The following is a 16,264-nucleotide window of genomic DNA, read 5'->3' as shown; positions in this document are numbered from 1 at the left end:
GGCGTTTGCGGCGCGGCAATGAAAAAAGGCCCCGGTGCAAGCACCGAGGCCAATCCGCAATGAACTCCCTGTAAACCGATCAGCGGTAGTACGCCACCTCGCCGTGCGTGGTGATGTCCAGGCCCTGGCGCTCGGACTCTTCGCTGACGCGCAGGCCGACGACCAAGTCGCAGATCTTGTAGGAGATGCCAGCCACCACACCGGACCAGACGATGGTCAGCAGCACGCTCTTGACCTGCACCCACACTTGATGGCCCATGTTGAAGTTTGCCGGCTCGATGCCGCCCAGGCTGGAGGCGCAGAACACGCCGGTCAGGATGGCACCCAGGATGCCGCCCACGCCGTGCACGCCGAACACGTCGCAGACGTCATCGACCTTGAGCAGCTTCTTGAGGCCGGACACACCCCACAGGCAGACGGGACCGGCGATCAGGCCCATGACGATGGCGCCCATGGGGCCCACGAGGCCGGCCGCCGGGGTGATGACCACCAGGCCGCCCACGGCGCCCGAGGCAGCACCCAGCATCGAGGCCTTGCCCTTGTGCAGGGCTTCAGCGGCCAGCCAGGAGATGGTGGCGGCGCCCGTGGCGACGATGGTGTTGATGAAGGCCAGGCCGGCGATGCCGTTGGCAGCACCTGCCGAGCCGGCGTTGAAGCCGAACCAGCCCACCCACAGCAGCGAGGCACCGACCATGGTCAGCGTCAGGCTGTGCGGAGGCAGGGCCTCACGGCCGAAGCCGATGCGCTTGCCCAGCATGTAGGAGCCCACCAGACCGGCGATACCGGCGTTGATGTGCACCACGGTGCCGCCTGCGAAGTCCAGCGCGCCGTCCTTGCCCAGCAGGCCGCCACCCCAGACCATGTGGGCCATGGGGATGTAGCTGAAGGTGAACCACAGCACCGAGAACAGGATCACGGCAGAGAACTTGATGCGCTCGGCGAAGGCGCCGACGATCAGGGCCACGGTGATGGCGGCGAACGTGGACTGGAAGGCCACGAACACGTACTCGGGAATGGTCGGCAGTGCGCCGGCCAGCGTGTCGGGCGCAATGCCCTTGAGGAAGATCTTGCCGAAGCCGCCGAAGAAGTTGCCTTCGCCCGCAAAGGTCAGCGAGTAGCCGTAGACGGCCCACAGCAGCGTGATCAGCGAGAAGATCACGAACACCTGGCACAGCACGGACAGCATGTTCTTGGTGCGCACCAGGCCGCCGTAGAACAGTGCCAGGCCCGGGATCACCATCAGGATCACCAGCATGGTCGAAGTCAGCATCCAGGCCGTGTCACCGGCGCTGAGCGCGGGGGCCGGCGCCTCGGCTGCGGCCGCGGCGGCGGGGGCTGCTGCAGCGGCCGCATCGGCAACGGCTGCAGCGGCGGCGGGCTCCTGTGCCAGGGCAGCGGCGCCTGCGGCCAGCAGGCCCAGCCCCAGGCCCATGGAAAGAAGTCGTTTGGTCATGGCAGTCTTTCGGGAAACGTGGGGTTGAAACTCACAGTGCGCTGTCGCCGGTCTCGCCGGTACGGATGCGGACGGCCTGCTCGATGGGCAGCACGAAGATCTTGCCGTCACCGATCTTGCCGGTGCGCGCAGCGGCCTCGATGGCATCGATCACCTGGTCCACCAGCGCGTCGGGCACGGCGGCCTCCAGGCGCAGCTTGGGCAGGAAATCGACCACGTATTCCGCGCCGCGGTACAGCTCGGTATGGCCCTTTTGGCGGCCGAAGCCCTTGACTTCGGTCACGGTGATGCCCTGCACGCCGATGTCGGAGAGCGCCTCGCGCACCTCGTCCAGCTTGAAGGGCTTGATGATGGCGGTCACCAGTTTCATGATGCTTAGCTCCTCAGGTCCGGTTACAGGGTCTTGGTCAGCGTCACGATCAGGCGGGCCTTGTTGACGTCACCAAAGTAAGACTTCTTGTTCGCACCCGTGACGGCCGCGCCCAGCGACACGCCGTCGCCGAAATCGTAGGCACCGCCCACGCTGTAGTCCATATAGTTGGGCACGCCCAGGCCCTTGATGTCGCTGGCAAAGCGCGTAAAGCCCAGCGAGGCCTTCACGGTCACCTTGGGCATGACTTCCTTGCTGAAGCCCAGCCACAGGTAGCCGGTATTGCGGCCCGACAGGCCCGAGCCGGCTTTCTCGCCCGCCCAGCCGAAGTAGTCCTTGGATACGGTGTGCGAATACTTGGCCGTGAACGGGCCGTACGTGGCCGCGCCATACAGCTCGGTGGTGTTGCCGCTGGAGTTGCCCGAGTACAGGTATTGCAGGGCCCCGAAGTCCAGGTCCACCTCGCCGGCCTTGAACTTGTAGCCACCGTAGAAGTCGGTTTCCAGGGAGTTGCCCGGCAGCCAGTCCACGCTGGAGTTCCAGTTGCCGATGTACCAGCCGCTGTCGCCGAAGGTGTAGTCGAAGCCGCCTTGCAGGGCAGGCTTGACGGCCTTGTTGCGTCCCGTGTCCTGGTCCTGTCCGCGGAACTTGTAGTTCGTCGTCAGGGACACATTGGCCGTGAGCTGGGCGTGGGCCCAGAGCGGAGCGATGGCGACACAGGCGATGGCGAGCGACTTGAGGCTGGCACGGGACATGGGATCCTCCGGTTTGAAAAATTTCGTGACAACCGGGTTAAGCACGGACCGTGCCAGTCTTTTCTGCCGGGTGGGGCGCCTTCCGGCCCACCAATGCAGCACCGCAGCATCCTCCCATGCACCGGCTTTGTGCAGAAGTTCTGCACCGTTACGGTGATAGCGGTCGCTCACATGGTATCTCACCAAAAATGCACCAAAAAAGTGCAAATGCTTTCATTCCCAGTACAGCACATTCCCAGGTCGCCTGCCACAGCACATGATCAGCCAAGTCTGGATTACCTGATTTTGGAACATGCCTGATTGGATAGCCTGCCATTCAAATACATGCCTGTATCCAAGATGGGAAATTGCTTACATTTACAGGATGTATCTGACCCTGCATTTGATTGCCCTATAGCCATAGGCTTGTCTATGATCCCGCCTCACCAAGAGACGGGAGGCCGCCCCCAGGGCGGTTCATACAATGACACGCCGAGTCACCATCCATACGCCATTGGGCGATGAACTGCATTTCCGTGAATTGCGCGGCCAGGAAAACATCAGCCAGCTCTTCAGCCTCGATGTGGAAATGCTCAGCGAAAACGAAAGCATCGATCCCAAGGCCCTATTGGGCAAAAACGCCACCATAGAAATAGAAACCCAGGGCGGCGGCAGGCGCTTCATCGACGGCATCGTCACCCGCTTCGGCATGCAGGGCCAGGACCATCGCCACTACGCCTACAAGGCCCGCCTGAGCCCCTGGCTGTGGCTGGCCACGCGCAAGAGCGACTTTCGCATCTTCCAGAACCTCAACGTGCCCGACATCATCGAGCAGGTATTGGGCGTCTATGGCCATCCAATGCAAAGGAAACTCACGCGCGCCTATCGCAGTTGGGACTACTGCGTGCAATACAACGAAAGCGATTGCGACTTCGTCTCGCGATTGATGGAGCACGAAGGCATCTACTATTTCTTCGAGCACGCATCGGGCCAGCACACCCTGGTGCTGTGCGACGACATCATTGCCTCGCATGGCGCATTGCCCGGCGGTGAATCCATTCCCTTCTATCCCCCGGAAAAAGCCGCCGCAGGCGATCAGGAAAACATCCACGCCTGGCAGCTGGAGCAGGAAATCAAGCCGGGCCGCCATTACATCGACGACTACGACTTCAAAAAGCCCCGGGCCGAACTGTCCCACATGCGCCGCGATCCACCGGGCCATGCGCACGACGGCCATGAAACCTACGAATGGCCGGGCGGCTACACGGAGTACGGCGACGGAGATGCCTACATCCGCGTGCGACTGAAGCAAGGCCTCACGGGCCACAGCCGGGTGCGGGGCCAGTCCTGCCACCGGGCGCTGGCCACGGGCTACACCTTCAGCCTCTACAACTACCCGCGCGGGGACCAGAACCGGCAGTACCTGATCACGGGCCTGAGCTACCACCTCAAGGAGAACCCCCGCGTCAGCGCTGTGGCCCCGGGCGCCAAGGGCAGCGCCGCCGAAGACGGCTCCTTCCAGCGCTACGAACTGCAGGCCCAGCCCACCAGCCTGGCCTTCACGCCGCCGCGCACCACGCCCAAGCCGCGCACCACGGGACCGCAGACCGCCGTCGTCGTGGGTCCGGCCGGAGAAGAAATCTGGACCGACGAATACGGCCGCATCAAGGTGCAGTTCCACTGGGACCGGCTGGGCAGCAAGGACCAGAACTCCAGCTGCTGGATCCGCGTGGCCACCAACTGGGCAGGCCCGGGCTTTGGCGCCATCTCGATCCCCCGCATAGGGCATGAGGTGGTGGTGGACTTCCTCAACGGCGACCCGGACTATCCGCTGGTCACGGGCTGCGTCTACAACGCGGCCAACATGCCGCCCTGGGCGCTGCCGGCCAACGCCACGCAATCGGGCATCAAGACCCGGTCGAGCAAGGGCGGTGCCGCAGGCGCGGGCATGAAGAACGGCCCGGGCGACGCCAACGCCATCCGCTTCGAGGACAAGGCGGGCGCCGAACAGCTGTGGCTGCATGCGCAAAAGGACCAGCTCACCGAAGTCGAGAACGACGAGGACAAATGGGTGGGCAACGACCGGCGCAAGACCATCGACCGGGACGAGACCAGCGTCATCCACCGCGACCGCACCGAGACCGTGGACCGCGACGAGACCATCACCGTGCACAACAACCGCACGGAGCGGGTGGACCATAACGAGAAGATCAGCATCGGCGACAACCGCAACGAGGATGTCGGCATCGACGAGAACATCTCCATCGGCAAGAATCGCAGCAAGACCATCGGCAAGACCGAGACCGACAAGATAGGCCAGAACTGGCACGTCACGGTCGGCCTGCTCAAGACCCAGACCATAGGCATGGCCTACATGCAGAACGTGGGTGGGATGAAGATGATGAACATCGGCGTCAACTACATGGAAAACATCGGCGTGGCCATGCAGACCCATGTGGGCATGAACCAGAGCCTCACCGTGGGGCAGGAGCGCCAGGTCAAGGTCGGCAGCAAGCAAAGCACCGAAGTGGGCTCGCAGTACTCGCTGACCGTGGGCGGTGGTGGCGGTGGTGGTGGCGGCAGCGGTGGTGGCGCGGGAGGCGGAGCCGGTGGCGGCATGGCCATGAACATCACGGCGCCCGGTGGCGGTGGCGGTGGCGGTGGTGGAGGCAAGGCCTCCCAGCTCACCATGGATGGGCAAAGCATTGAGCTCAATGCCGCCAAGATCCGGCTCGAAGCCCAGCAGGAAATCCTGCTGACCTGCGGCGAAAGCACCATCCGCATCACGCCCGGCGACATCCAGATCCTCTCGCCCATGGACCGGCTCAACTGCTGAGGCCCGCATGTCCTGCAGCCCCTGCATTCCCCGCATCTTCCGCATCCGCCGTCCCGTTCTCTCTCACCTCTCCAGGAGCAGCCTCGCATGAGTGGCCAACCCGCAGCCCGCATCACCGACAGCGTCGTCAAGGGCAAGATCGTCACCGGCTCGCGCACCGTGCTCATCGGCAGCCAGGGGGGCCTGGCCTGCTCCGTCTGCCCGGGCGGCATCACCGTCAGCTCCCCCGTCAACCCCCAGCTGGGCGCCAAGGTCCTGCTGGGCGCACAAGACCTGGACTTCGCCCTGCCATCGGCTGCGCTGCCCGTGGCCTGGCAGCGCCAGTACAGCAGCTACGTCAACCCCGAGCACGGCGCGGCCTGCGGCCTGCTGGGCCATGGCTGGCACCTGCTGCAGGAGCTCAGCATCCGCCTGCAGGAAGAGGCCACCTTGCTGCTGGACGCCAGCGGCCGCGTCATCACCTTCGACCAGCCTCTGGCCCCGGGCGGCCAGCTGCACAGTGCCAGCGAAGACATCTGGCTGCTGCGCGGCGGCAGCCCGGAGCCGGACGGCGGCACAGCGCCCTGGGCTGCGAACCCGCGCTGGTCGCATGTGGAGGCGGCGCTGGCGTGCAATCCCGAGGCCATCCTGGCCTTCAGCGGCGATGGCGACACCCTCTGGGGCTTTGGCCCCCCGCCCGGTGAGTCGGTCGATGGCCCCTGGCGCCTCATGGCCCAGATCGACCGCTACGGACGCCGCCAGCTCTACCACTACAGCGACGGCAAGACCACGGCCCCGGACGTCAACGGCAGTCCGGAACCGCTGCCCGCAGGCCGCCTGGTCTCGCTGAGCGACGGCACAGGCCGGCGCTACCGCCTGCTGCACCAGCGCATCCACGGCGGCAAGGACGCGCAGGGCCTGAACGGACTGTGGGGCGCCGACGATGGCTGGCGCCTCATCGGGGTCGACCTCACGCAGGACCCGTTGCATCCCCTGTCCACCCCCATCACGCTCGTGCGCTACGGCTACAGCAGTGCAGGCGATCTCATCACCGTCCACGACCGCGCAGGCCAGCTCGTGCGCGAATTCGAATGGGACCACCACCGCATCAGCGCCCACCGCCATGCCAGCGGACCCTGGCACCGCTACCGCTACGAGAGCGCCCAGCCCGGCGCCCGCGTCATCGAACACAGCAACCAGGAAGGGCTGTCCTACCGCTTCGACTACCTCAGCCAACCGCCGGGCCCGGACGGCCAGCCGCGCGCGGCCACCCGCGTCAGCGACAGCCTGGATCGCATCGAGACCTACTACTTCGAAGGTGCGGCGGGCCTGTCGCGCCTCATCGCCCACCACAAGGCCGACGGCAGCCGCTGGCTGCAAAGCTACGACAGCTTCGGCCGCCTGGCCTCGCGCACCGACCCGCTGGGCCGCAGCGTCCACCTCAGGCGCGACGGCCAGGGCCGGCTCATCGGCGTGCAACTGCCCGACGGGCGCAGCACCCAGCAGGAACACGACGAAGCCACGGGCCGCCTGCTCGCCTCCACGGACCCGGCAGGCGCCACCACCGGCTACCAATACGACGCCTGGGGCCGTCTCACCCAGATCACCCAGGCCGACGGCAGCACCGAGCGCTACCACTACCCCGACCCCCAGGAAGCGCCGCTCACCTGCGACAGCCCCCGGCGCATCGAAGACGCCCAGGGCGGCAGCAAACAGCTGGCCTGGAGCGACGCGGGCCAACTGCTCAGCTACACCGACTGCTCGGGCCACAGCACGCACTACCACTACGACCGCTGGGGTGCACTCATCGAAGTGGGCAACGCCCTGGGCCAGCGCCAACGCCACCAGCGCGACGGCCAGGGCCGCATCGTGGCCAGCGAACTGCCCAACGGCCAGATCGAGCGCTACCACTACGACAGCGCAGGCCACCTCACGCGCATCGAACCGGCCCAACCCCCGCTCACCCCTCTCATGGGGGGACAAAGCCCTGCTGCACCGGCCGCCGACCCCAGCATCCACCTGCGCTACGACCTCTGGGGCAGGCTGGTCCAGCGAACACATGGCGGCCTCACCCTGGCCTTCGAATACGACAGCGCTGGCCGCCTCACGCGTCTCGTCAACGAAAACGGAGCCCAAAGCCGCTTTGCCTGGGACGCGCTGGACCGGCTCGTGCAGGAAGAAGGGTTTGACCAGCGGCTGCAGCGCTACCGCTGGGATGCGGCAGGCCAGCTCATGGAAGCCACGGACGGCAACGCTGCACGGCAAAGCAGCAGCCACTACCGCTGGGACGAAGGCGGCAGATTGGTCGAACGCCAGCTGCCCGCCACGGCCCATGCGCCGGCCCAGACCCACCGCTACGAATGGGATGCGGCCGGACGCCTCATGGTCGCCAGCGTCTGGCAGCACACCGTCGAGAACACCGCAGAGAACACCACCCAACTGCAAAGCCGCATAGCACTGGAACGCGATGCCCTGGGCCGCATCACCGCAGAAGTGCAGCAGCTGTACCGCCCAGGCAAGGACGGCGGCGCAGACCAGATCGAATACGAACACCGCATCGCCCACAGCCTGGACGCGTTGGGCGCACGCCAGCACAGCCAGCTGCAAGGCCTGGGAAAGATCGCCTGGCTCACCTACGGCTCAGGCCATGTGCACGGACTGCAGCTCAACGGCGCCGGCCTCATCGACTTCGAACGCGACGCCCTGCACCGCGAAGTCCGCCGCAGCCTGCACCCACCCACCCCCGCAGCAGAAGCAGATGCAGAAGCAGATGCAGACGCAGACGCACACCACCCCCTGCAGGTGCAACGCCAATGGGACAGCATGGGCCGCCTCACGGCCCTGGGCACCACAGGCCTGCAAAGCACGGAAGGCAGGGATCACCTCGTCCAGCCCCTCATCGGCCAGATCCTTGGCCGCCGCTACCACTACGACAGCCTGGGCCAGCTCGTTGCCATCGAACAGGCCGGCGCCCCGGGCCAGGCCGCACAACTGCTGCGCTACGGCTACGACAGCGCCGGGCGCCTCAGGGCGGCCACCGACAGCCAGGACCCCCAGACCACCGCCCGCTGGCAGATCGACCCTGCCGGCAACCGCCTGCCAGCACTCGGTGCACCCGGTGCACCGGGCCAGACGAACACCCAGGACAGCTGGGCCGCCCAGGTCCACGCCCACTGGCGGCACACCGACTTCAACCTCATGGGCCTGGGCCACCTCGCAGGCCAGCGGCAAGGCCCCGTGCAGCGCTGGGAAGACAACCGCATCGGCTTCACCGAAGACCGCGTCTGGCGCTACGACCCCTGCGGCAACCGCATTGCGCAAATGCATGCAGACCACAGCCAGCAGCAACTGCACTACGACGGAGCACACCAGCTCATCGCCGTGCGCAACAGCCAGATCCAGGGCAACGCCGAGCAGTTGCGCCACCACAGCCGCTACACCTACGACGCCCTGGGCAGGCGCCTGAAGCAGCAAGTGGAAAGCGCGGACTCCACAGAATCCACCCGCACCCACTACTACGGCTGGGACGGCGACCGCCTCATCCACACCGAGCGCCTGCAGCACGGCAGCGACACGCGCCACATAGAACACACCATCTACGAACCCGGCAGCTTCACGCCCCTGGTGCGCCTGAGCACCACGGCCAGCGGCGACCCCCAAGACGAGCCCCACCTGCTGGTGCAAGCCATCGCCGCAGGCCTGCCTGACCCGGACGACCCCAACCACGCGCCGGCCCTGGCCCTCATGCAAACCATGCTCGACGCCATGCCGCGCGACATGCAGCAAGACGCCGCCCGCCACCTGCGCCACACCCTGGACCACGGCCTGCCGCCCGGCGCCCAGGCCATGCTGGGCGAACAGGCAGACAGCACCACGCGCCTGCTCAGCGGCATGCAGGCAAAGCTGCAGGAACAGGAAAAAGAACAACAAGCCCGCATCGCCATCCACCACTACCACTGCGACCACCTGGGCACACCCATGGCCCTGACCGACCAACGGGGGCTAGTCACCTGGGCGGCCAAGCTGGACCCCTGGGGCAATGTGCTGCAGGAATACAACCCGCAAGGCATCCACCAGGCGATCCGGCTGCCGGGACAGCACCATGACAGGGAAACGGGGCTGTATTACAACCGGCATCGGTATTACGATCCGGTGGTGGGGAGTTATATCAATCAGGACCCGATTGGGTTGATGGGAGGCAATAATCACTATATCTACCCTGTAAATCCCACGGGGTGGATAGATTCGTTAGGCTTACAGCAAGCCTGCGTTGTTAATTTTCCAGATTATCCGGTTGAGTACGCCGAAGGTAAAACAAGCACATGGCTTGGTGGGCATAGTGGTGTGTTGACATATGATACTTCAGGGAAGACACAATACTTCGAATACGGTAGATACAACCCAAATGCAAAAGGAATTATGGGCTCTAAGCTACCCCAAGACGACGGAAACGTTCGGCAAACTCCAATGCCTAATCTAAAAATAGGCAAAGATGGTGTTCCAACAGATGAGTCCATGAGAAATCTGGAGGAGCAGCTTTCAAAGAGATCAGGCAAAGGGACACCGGCAAAGTTAACCTGTAGTTCTGCCGATCCTAAAAAAGTTGCTGACTACGCAAAAGAAATTTCAGAAAATAAAGATAGAGAAAAATATAATTGGAATCCATTCAATTCCAATCACTGCCGCACTTTTGCAAGAAATGCCGCCAAAGCAGGTCAATAATTTTATGAAAATAAACAAATCATTTATCTTGATAATTGCGCTAATTTTGGTGATTATTTATTTAGCATACTCGGTTGTCGATAAATCAATAACATTATCTTACTCAAATCAAGGGTGTGAATCATCGCGTGCAGATATTGATAATGTAATTTCACTCATCGAGCGCGAATGGAGAGGAATGAATATGGAGCAGATTGCATATAAGTTAAAGAATTCATCCATCAATAAAAAAGCAGTTAACCCTCAAATAAAAATGGAAAATGATCTAATATGGTATGGTGATGTTAGATTTATTTTCTCTTCGGGCCGATTGGTAAAAGTTGAATATTAAAAACAATATGGAATTCCCTGGGATCAACTTCTGAGAGCGACATATGAGCGCCTTTTGGGCAACGACAGCGTTATTACAGGGTCTGCCTGGTGATGAAAGGGCAGATGGAAGCATTACTCTACGGTAAAGGCACAGACGATGTTGATGGGGGGGGGGAACATCCATCGGATATCAAACATGCACATGTTCAACTACATGCACGAAGAATCAATTGTGATGAAAATATACAAAAATGAATATGGAATGTTAGTTATGATAATAGGTGTTTTAACGGCTGTCGTCGGTGGTATTCTGGCTTTTTTATGGTTGCCGCGAGGCGGTGCCGTTGTTGGTTTGATTGGAGCTATTCTTGGAATTTTTGGGTTGATTATTCATTTTTCAACAAACGCCAAAAGCATATTCGGTGGCGATTAATTGACCCATGGGATTTAATTAATATTGCAAATAGCTCTTGAACCCTTCATTGCTTCAGCGATTGCTTTCCGATTATCTATTCATGAATCAATCTAATTCCATAACTGGTTTTACGGAATAATGACTAGGGTATTTGCAATATTATTTTACATCACGCTATTTCTTCTTATATCTTCTAACTTATACAATTCCAAGTTCAGTCTTATTGGGAATTTATTTCAGACTGCAGTTTTCTTAGCATTCTTGTACGACCATGGCTACAAGCTCTTCTGGAAGAATGGCGATGCAATAATGTTCCTTACAGCATATCTTCTTCCATTTTTTATTGTTCTGCTTCTATTTCTCATAGCACTTTGATTTAAACAGGAGCTTGGAGAAATAAATATTGGCTTATTAGTTTTAAATCATTAAATAACACAACCATTTCCAAGAGGGACACATGACCGCAAAACCCACCCAAACCCTGATTCGCATCCTGCTCGCCACCCTGTCTCTCTCCGCAGCCACCTATGCCGCGCAGTGCCCGCTGATTCCCGATGGCAATGCCACTCTGGAAAAGTCCGAGAGGGCTGCACTGCTCAGCGAGTTCAAGTTCGAGGCGCTGGACAAGGAACTGGCCCGCAAGCACAAGAAGAATCTTTCTTCCTCGGGCGGGGACTTGTTGACCATGCGGGATCTGCTGGGACTGCAGCAACTGAGCCTGCAGGAAGAGAACGTGATGCGCATGTGGGCGGATCAGCAGCCCAAGTCGTTCTTTGCCCAGCTCAATGCGGGCCTCTATTACGGCAACAAGGCATTTGGCGCCCGTGGCGAGGCGCCGGCCTCCAGGGTGACGGGCAGCCAGTGGAACAGTGTCAAGCAGCTCAGCGCGAAGGCCCAGCCGTATCTGCAAAAGGCCATGGCGCTGGATGCCCGCTCGGCCTTGCCGCAGACGATGCTGATTGGATTGGCCGCGATGGAAAATCAGGTGGGCGGACGTACTGCGGCGCAGTGGCTGCAGGCGGCCGATCAGGCCGATCCCAAGAACCTGGCGGCCCGCGTCAATGCCCTCAATTACCTGAGCCCGCGCTGGGGCGGGTCCTTGGAGGGCCTGGACCAAATGGTGTCACAGGCCGTGAAGTCGCTGCCATCGGCCAGCGCCGGCTATCTCCAATACAACCTGGTGCTTGCCAAGGCCAGCCATTACGAAGTCGTCGACAAGGACAAGAGCAAGGCCCAGGCACTCTACAAACAGGCCAAGGACATGTGCGACAACTCGGAGGCCGCACGGGCGGGCATGGTCAGGACATACCAGTAATCAGGAAACAAGGCAGGCCCAAAGGCCTGCCTTGTTTTCTCGCCCGCGAGCTGCGGGCACACACACCCTCAAAACGTTGCCGAAGGCAGATCCTGCCGGCTGAATACCAGCGACACCTTGGCTTCTTCCGGAATGGGCGGCAGTGACGCATCCCATTGCTGCCAAGCCTGGCGCAGCTCAACCAGGCGCTGGGGCTCGCGGTCGCGCAGGTTGGCGCGTTCGCGCGGGTCCTGGGCCACGTTGAAGAGGTATTCCACGCCTTCGATCTGCAGGTATTTCCAGTCGCCGCGCACCAGGGCGCGCTGGGCGCGGTGCTTCATGCGCCAGCACAGGTCGCGCTCGGGGTTCCAGGTACCGTCTTCCATCAGGGGCAGCAGGCTGACGCCGTCCAGCGGGTAGTCGGCGTGGCCGTCCACGCCCGCGGCGGCCAGGAAGGTGGCCGACCAGTCCATGGTCAGGTTGGGCGTGTCGCTGACGGCGCCTGCCGGCATGCGCTCGGGCCAGCGCGCCACCAGGGGCACGCGGATGCCGCCTTCGAGCAGGTCCATCTTCTGGCCGATGAAGGGCCAGTTGTTGGAGAAGCGTTCGCCGCCGTTGTCGCTGGTGAAGACGATGAGCGTGTTCTCGGCCATGCCCTTTTTCTCGAGCGCATCCAGCACCCAGCCAATGCCTTCGTCCATGTGGTGGATCATGCGCTGGTAGGTCTCGATGGTGCCGCCGTCGGTGTGCTTGCCGAAGCCGCCGATGCGCCGCGATTCCTCCAGGTCGTCGCGCGTGAGCCAGGGCCAGTGCGGAGCGCTGTAGTGCAGGGACAGGTAGAAGGGCTTGTCGGCCGTCTGGCGCTCGACGAAGTCCACGGCGCGGCGGCTCAGCAGGTCGGTGAGATAGCCCTCTTCCTCGTGCGGCTCCTCGTTGATCCAGAAGTCGGGGCGGCCGCGCGGGTCGCAGTGGGCGAAGTAGTCGGCGCCGCCTGCGTGAAAGCCGTAGAACTCCTCGTAGCCCGACATGCGCGGGCCGAAATGCGGCGGGTAGCCCAGGTGCCATTTGCCGACCAGGGCGGTGGCGTAGCCGGCGTCGCGCAGCAGGGAGGCCACGGTGGGATGGTCGGGCGGCAGGCCCAGCACCTTGTCGCCGTGGACGCTGGCGATCGGCTCCTCGGCCGCGCCGCGCAGGCGGTACTGCCAGCGGCCCGTGGCCAGGGCAAAGCGTGTGGGCGAGCACACGGCCGAGTTGGAATAGCCGCGCGTGAAGCGCATGCCCTGCGCGGCCATGGCGTCCAGGCGGGGCGAGACATCGGTGGCGCGGCTGTGCGCATCGCGCGCGCCCGTGCAGCCGAGGTCGGCATAGCCGAGGTCATCGGCCAGGATGAAGATCAGATTGGGGCGCTGGGTTGCCATGGGAGCCAGGAGACAGTGGATGCGTTGGGAAAGGGAGTATCGCCAAAACGGCGGTGCCTCAGGGCCACAGGCCCTGGTGACGGCTTCAGTCGTTGGTCAGGTGGATGCGCTTGACCAGGGCGGCCCACTGCGCGGACTGTCCCTTGGCACGCGCCTGGGCCTCGGCCACGGTGGAGCCGACCATCTCGATGTCCAGGGCCTTGGCGCGTTCCTTTTGCTCGGGTGCGCGGATGGCCTCGTTCATGGCGTCGACAAAGCGCTTTTGCACGGCAGGCGGCACGCCCTTGGGTGCGGCCAGCAGAATCCAGAAGGTGCCGTCGAACTCGGGAAAGCCCGACTCGGCAATGGTCGGCAGCTCGGGCGCCAGCGCCGAGCGCGTCTTGCCCGAGGTGGCCAGGGCGATCAGCTTGCCGCTCTGGACCTGGGGCAAGACCGTGGGGCCGGCCAGGAAGCCGCAGTCCACCTGGCCGCCCAGCAGGTCCTGCATGGCCGGCGCGGGGCCCTTGTAGGGCACATGGACCATCTTGGCGCCCGAGGTGGCCAGCAGCGATTCCATGACCAGGTGGCCCGGCGAGCCCGCGCCGCCCGAGGCATAGGTCAGCTCGCGCGTCTTGCTGGCGGCCACCATGTCCTTGACGGACTTGAAGCCCGTGCCCGGGCCGCAGACCAGGGTCTGCGAGAAGCGCGCGGCCACGACCAGGGTTTCCAGCGCGTCGGCCTTGTAGCCCATGTTCTTGTAGACATGGGGGTTGACGGTGAGCACGGGGTCCATGGCCCACAGCCAGGTGTAGCCATCGGGCGCGGAGCGCGCGACCTCGGCCGCGCCGATGTTGCCGTTGGCGCCCGGCTTGTTGTCCACGACCACGGCCTGGCCCAGCGCCGCCTGCATGGCGGCGGCCACGGGGCGCAGCGAGATGTCGGACGGGCCGGCCGGCGGATTGGGCACGACGATGCGGATGGGCTTGGCCTTGGGCCATTCCTGGGCCAGGGCGGGCGCCGCGCACAGGCCGGCGGCGACCAAAGCCAGGGCGGCACGCGCCAGGGCTGCGAGGGGGCTGGGCATACTTGTCTCCTTGTCGTTGTCTTGCGGCCAATGTACGCAGGCCGCCGACAATGCATCTAATCCATCATCCCTAGCGTAAACCCGAAACCGGCCCGCGAGTCCATGACCGACCTCCACCGCTGGCGCCACCCCGCCGTGCTCGACGACATGTTCCTCTACCACCTGGCGCGGCTGCAGGCGGCCGCTGGCAGCCGTGTGGTGCGCCTGTGCGAGGGCCGCTACGGCATTACGCGGCGCGAGTGGCGCATGCTCTGCCTGCTGGCCGAGGCCGGCCAGCTGCAGCCCTCGCAGCTGGCCGAGCAGGCGCAGCTGGACCGCACGCGCACCTCGCGCGCCGTCACGGCGCTGCTGGCCAAGGGGCTGTTGTGGAAAGAGAGCCAGGTGGGCGATGCGCGCCGCGCACTGCTGCGCCTGAGCGACACGGGCCGCGCCCTGCATGCCGAGCTGTTCCCGCAGGTGCAGGCCATCAACCGCGAGCTCATGGACGCCGTGCCCGAGCCCGAGCTGCAGGCCATGGCCAGCGCCTTTGCGCGCATCCGCGCCCGGGCGCGGGAGCTGGAGGCCAGCAGCCCGCCGCCCAAGGCGCCGCGCAACCGCAAGCGCGCGGCCTCTACCTGACAGGGCCGACAGACAAGCATGCTCCAATGGCACGCAGATCAACTCTGCGGCCTTTCCCATGAAAGCTCTACTCCTCGGCCTGGCGGCCGCCATCTGCGCAAGTACCACCATGGCCGCACCGGCCACGGCCGTCCTTGGTGAAAAGCCGCTGCAGGCAACGGGGCCACTTGACCCACTGCGGGGTGTTCTGCTGACGCCGAGCCAAAGCGCGCCGCCGGTCGTACTGATCGTCCCCGGCTCAGGCCCCACCGACCGCAACGGCAACAGCCCGTTCGGCCTCAAAGCCTCGACCTACCAACTGCTCGCACAGGAACTGGCCACCCAGGGCATTGCCACCGTACGCATCGACAAACGTGGCATGTTCGAAAGCTACAAGGCCGTGGAGGACCCCAATGCCGTGACCATCCAGGCCTATGCCGAAGATGTGCACCACTGGGTGGACGCCATCCGCAGCGAGACCGGTGCCCAATGCGTCTGGGTGCTGGGACACAGTGAAGGTGGACTGGTCGCTCTGGAGGCTGGCCAGGGCCGCTCTGATATCTGCGGACTGATATTGGTAGCAGCTCCTGGTCGCCCAATGGGGCAGACGCTTCGGGAACAGCTCAAGGAAGACCCCGCCAATGCACCGATCCTGGACCAGGCGTTACCGGTCATCGATGCTCTGGAAGCAGGCAGGCGCGTGGATACCCGCCAGATGGACAGGCCGCTCAACACCATGTTCGATGCCAGCGTACAAGGCTTTCTCATCAACACCTTCGCGCTGGACCCCGCTCGCCTGATAGCGGGCTATTCCAAACCCGTGCTCATCATTCAAGGTGAGCGCGACCTGCAGATCAAGCCAAAGGATGCTCAGCGTCTGGCCAAGGCTGCACCGAACGCCAAGCTTGTGCTGTTGCCCGCCACCAACCATGTGCTCAAGAAGGTGGAGACCAACGATCGCGCTGCCAATCTTGCAACCTATGACAAGGAGGGGCTGCCGCTAGTGCCCGGGGTTTCCAGCACCATTGCCCGGTTCATAACGTCAGCCACCGTGAAGCGATAGGCGAACCG

General features: G+C 63.2%; 12 protein-coding genes. 7 read left to right on the top strand and 5 right to left on the bottom strand.

Features of this window, described 5'->3' with window-relative positions:
• Positions 1–79: 79 nt before the first annotated feature.
• The 3 genes from amt to U6958_RS03475 are packed head-to-tail and all read right to left on the bottom strand — an operon-like array spanning position 80 to position 2,578.
• The gene (gene amt / locus U6958_RS03485; RefSeq protein WP_026062912.1) at positions 80–1,453 is read right to left on the bottom strand and encodes an ammonium transporter; all 1,374 of its coding nucleotides are present in this window, start codon (positions 1,451–1,453) and stop codon (positions 80–82) included.
• Between the two features lie 31 nt (positions 1,454–1,484).
• A complete protein-coding gene (locus tag U6958_RS03480) occupies positions 1,485–1,823 on the bottom strand; it encodes a P-II family nitrogen regulator (RefSeq protein WP_012202241.1) in 339 nt (112 codons plus the stop codon).
• A 23-nt stretch (positions 1,824–1,846) separates the two neighbouring features.
• Positions 1,847–2,578: a TorF family putative porin gene (locus U6958_RS03475; protein WP_016448601.1), complete on the bottom strand. Its 732-nt coding sequence runs from the start codon at positions 2,576–2,578 to the stop codon at positions 1,847–1,849.
• A gap of 463 nt (positions 2,579–3,041) precedes the next feature.
• Here U6958_RS03475 and tssI point away from each other — a divergent pair, with 463 nt between their 5' ends.
• The 5 genes from tssI to U6958_RS03450 all read left to right on the top strand — a co-directional run bounded on the left by tssI (position 3,042) and on the right by U6958_RS03450 (position 12,136).
• Positions 3,042–5,393 (top strand): type VI secretion system tip protein TssI/VgrG, encoded by a 2,352-nt coding sequence (tssI, locus tag U6958_RS03470; protein ID WP_350337301.1) that lies wholly within the window; start codon positions 3,042–3,044, stop codon positions 5,391–5,393.
• Between the two features lie 87 nt (positions 5,394–5,480).
• A complete protein-coding gene (locus tag U6958_RS03465; protein ID WP_350337300.1) occupies positions 5,481–10,094 on the top strand; it encodes an RHS repeat-associated core domain-containing protein in 4,614 nt (1,537 codons plus the stop codon).
• Positions 10,095–10,098: 4 nt separating this feature from the next.
• The gene (locus U6958_RS03460) at positions 10,099–10,425 is read left to right on the top strand and encodes an Imm58 family immunity protein (protein WP_074924007.1); all 327 of its coding nucleotides are present in this window, start codon (positions 10,099–10,101) and stop codon (positions 10,423–10,425) included.
• A 177-nt stretch (positions 10,426–10,602) separates the two neighbouring features.
• Complete coding sequence (locus U6958_RS03455) at positions 10,603–10,839, top strand: hypothetical protein (protein ID WP_143044705.1); 237 nt, start codon at positions 10,603–10,605, stop codon at positions 10,837–10,839.
• Positions 10,840–11,278: 439 nt separating this feature from the next.
• Positions 11,279–12,136, top strand: a complete 858-nt coding sequence (locus U6958_RS03450) for a DUF4034 domain-containing protein (RefSeq protein ID WP_074924005.1) — start codon at positions 11,279–11,281, stop codon at positions 12,134–12,136.
• Positions 12,137–12,204: 68 nt separating this feature from the next.
• On the opposite strand, the gene U6958_RS03445 is transcribed toward U6958_RS03450, so the two are convergent.
• The gene (locus U6958_RS03445) at positions 12,205–13,533 is read right to left on the bottom strand and encodes a sulfatase (RefSeq protein ID WP_074924003.1); all 1,329 of its coding nucleotides are present in this window, start codon (positions 13,531–13,533) and stop codon (positions 12,205–12,207) included.
• Between the two features lie 85 nt (positions 13,534–13,618).
• Complete coding sequence (locus U6958_RS03440) at positions 13,619–14,596, bottom strand: tripartite tricarboxylate transporter substrate binding protein (protein WP_016448605.1); 978 nt, start codon at positions 14,594–14,596, stop codon at positions 13,619–13,621.
• Positions 14,597–14,698: 102 nt separating this feature from the next.
• On the opposite strand from U6958_RS03440, the gene U6958_RS03435 reads away from it, so the two are divergent.
• Entirely contained in the window at positions 14,699–15,214 is a 516-nt protein-coding gene (locus tag U6958_RS03435) for a MarR family winged helix-turn-helix transcriptional regulator (RefSeq protein WP_074924001.1), read from the top strand.
• A gap of 58 nt (positions 15,215–15,272) precedes the next feature.
• The gene (locus U6958_RS03430; RefSeq protein WP_074923998.1) at positions 15,273–16,256 is read left to right on the top strand and encodes an alpha/beta hydrolase; all 984 of its coding nucleotides are present in this window, start codon (positions 15,273–15,275) and stop codon (positions 16,254–16,256) included.
• Positions 16,257–16,264: the final 8 nt, after the last annotated feature.

It is taken from the genome of Delftia lacustris (assembly GCF_040267515.1).
Lineage (GTDB): Bacteria > Pseudomonadota > Gammaproteobacteria > Burkholderiales > Burkholderiaceae_C > Comamonas > Comamonas tsuruhatensis.
This window is presented reverse-complemented; position numbering and strand designations above follow the sequence as displayed.

Bases quoted from the DNA above. Each gene is read 5' to 3' on its own strand.
- amt (WP_026062912.1), bottom strand. From the start codon at position 1,453: ATGACCAAACGACTTCTTTCCATGGGCCTGGGGCTGGGCCTGCTGGCC.
- U6958_RS03460 (WP_074924007.1), top strand. From the start codon at position 10,099: ATGAAAATAAACAAATCATTTATCTTGATAATTGCGCTAATTTTGGTG.
- U6958_RS03455 (WP_143044705.1), top strand. From the start codon at position 10,603: ATGCACATGTTCAACTACATGCACGAAGAATCAATTGTGATGAAAATA.
- U6958_RS03480 (WP_012202241.1), bottom strand. From the start codon at position 1,823: ATGAAACTGGTGACCGCCATCATCAAGCCCTTCAAGCTGGACGAGGTG.
- U6958_RS03430 (WP_074923998.1), top strand. From the start codon at position 15,273: ATGAAAGCTCTACTCCTCGGCCTGGCGGCCGCCATCTGCGCAAGTACC.
- U6958_RS03475 (WP_016448601.1), bottom strand. From the start codon at position 2,578: ATGTCCCGTGCCAGCCTCAAGTCGCTCGCCATCGCCTGTGTCGCCATC.
- U6958_RS03440 (WP_016448605.1), bottom strand. From the start codon at position 14,596: ATGCCCAGCCCCCTCGCAGCCCTGGCGCGTGCCGCCCTGGCTTTGGTC.
- U6958_RS03450 (WP_074924005.1), top strand. From the start codon at position 11,279: ATGACCGCAAAACCCACCCAAACCCTGATTCGCATCCTGCTCGCCACC.
- U6958_RS03435 (WP_074924001.1), top strand. From the start codon at position 14,699: ATGACCGACCTCCACCGCTGGCGCCACCCCGCCGTGCTCGACGACATG.
- U6958_RS03465 (WP_350337300.1), top strand. From the start codon at position 5,481: ATGAGTGGCCAACCCGCAGCCCGCATCACCGACAGCGTCGTCAAGGGC.
- tssI (WP_350337301.1), top strand. From the start codon at position 3,042: ATGACACGCCGAGTCACCATCCATACGCCATTGGGCGATGAACTGCAT.
- U6958_RS03445 (WP_074924003.1), bottom strand. From the start codon at position 13,533: ATGGCAACCCAGCGCCCCAATCTGATCTTCATCCTGGCCGATGACCTC.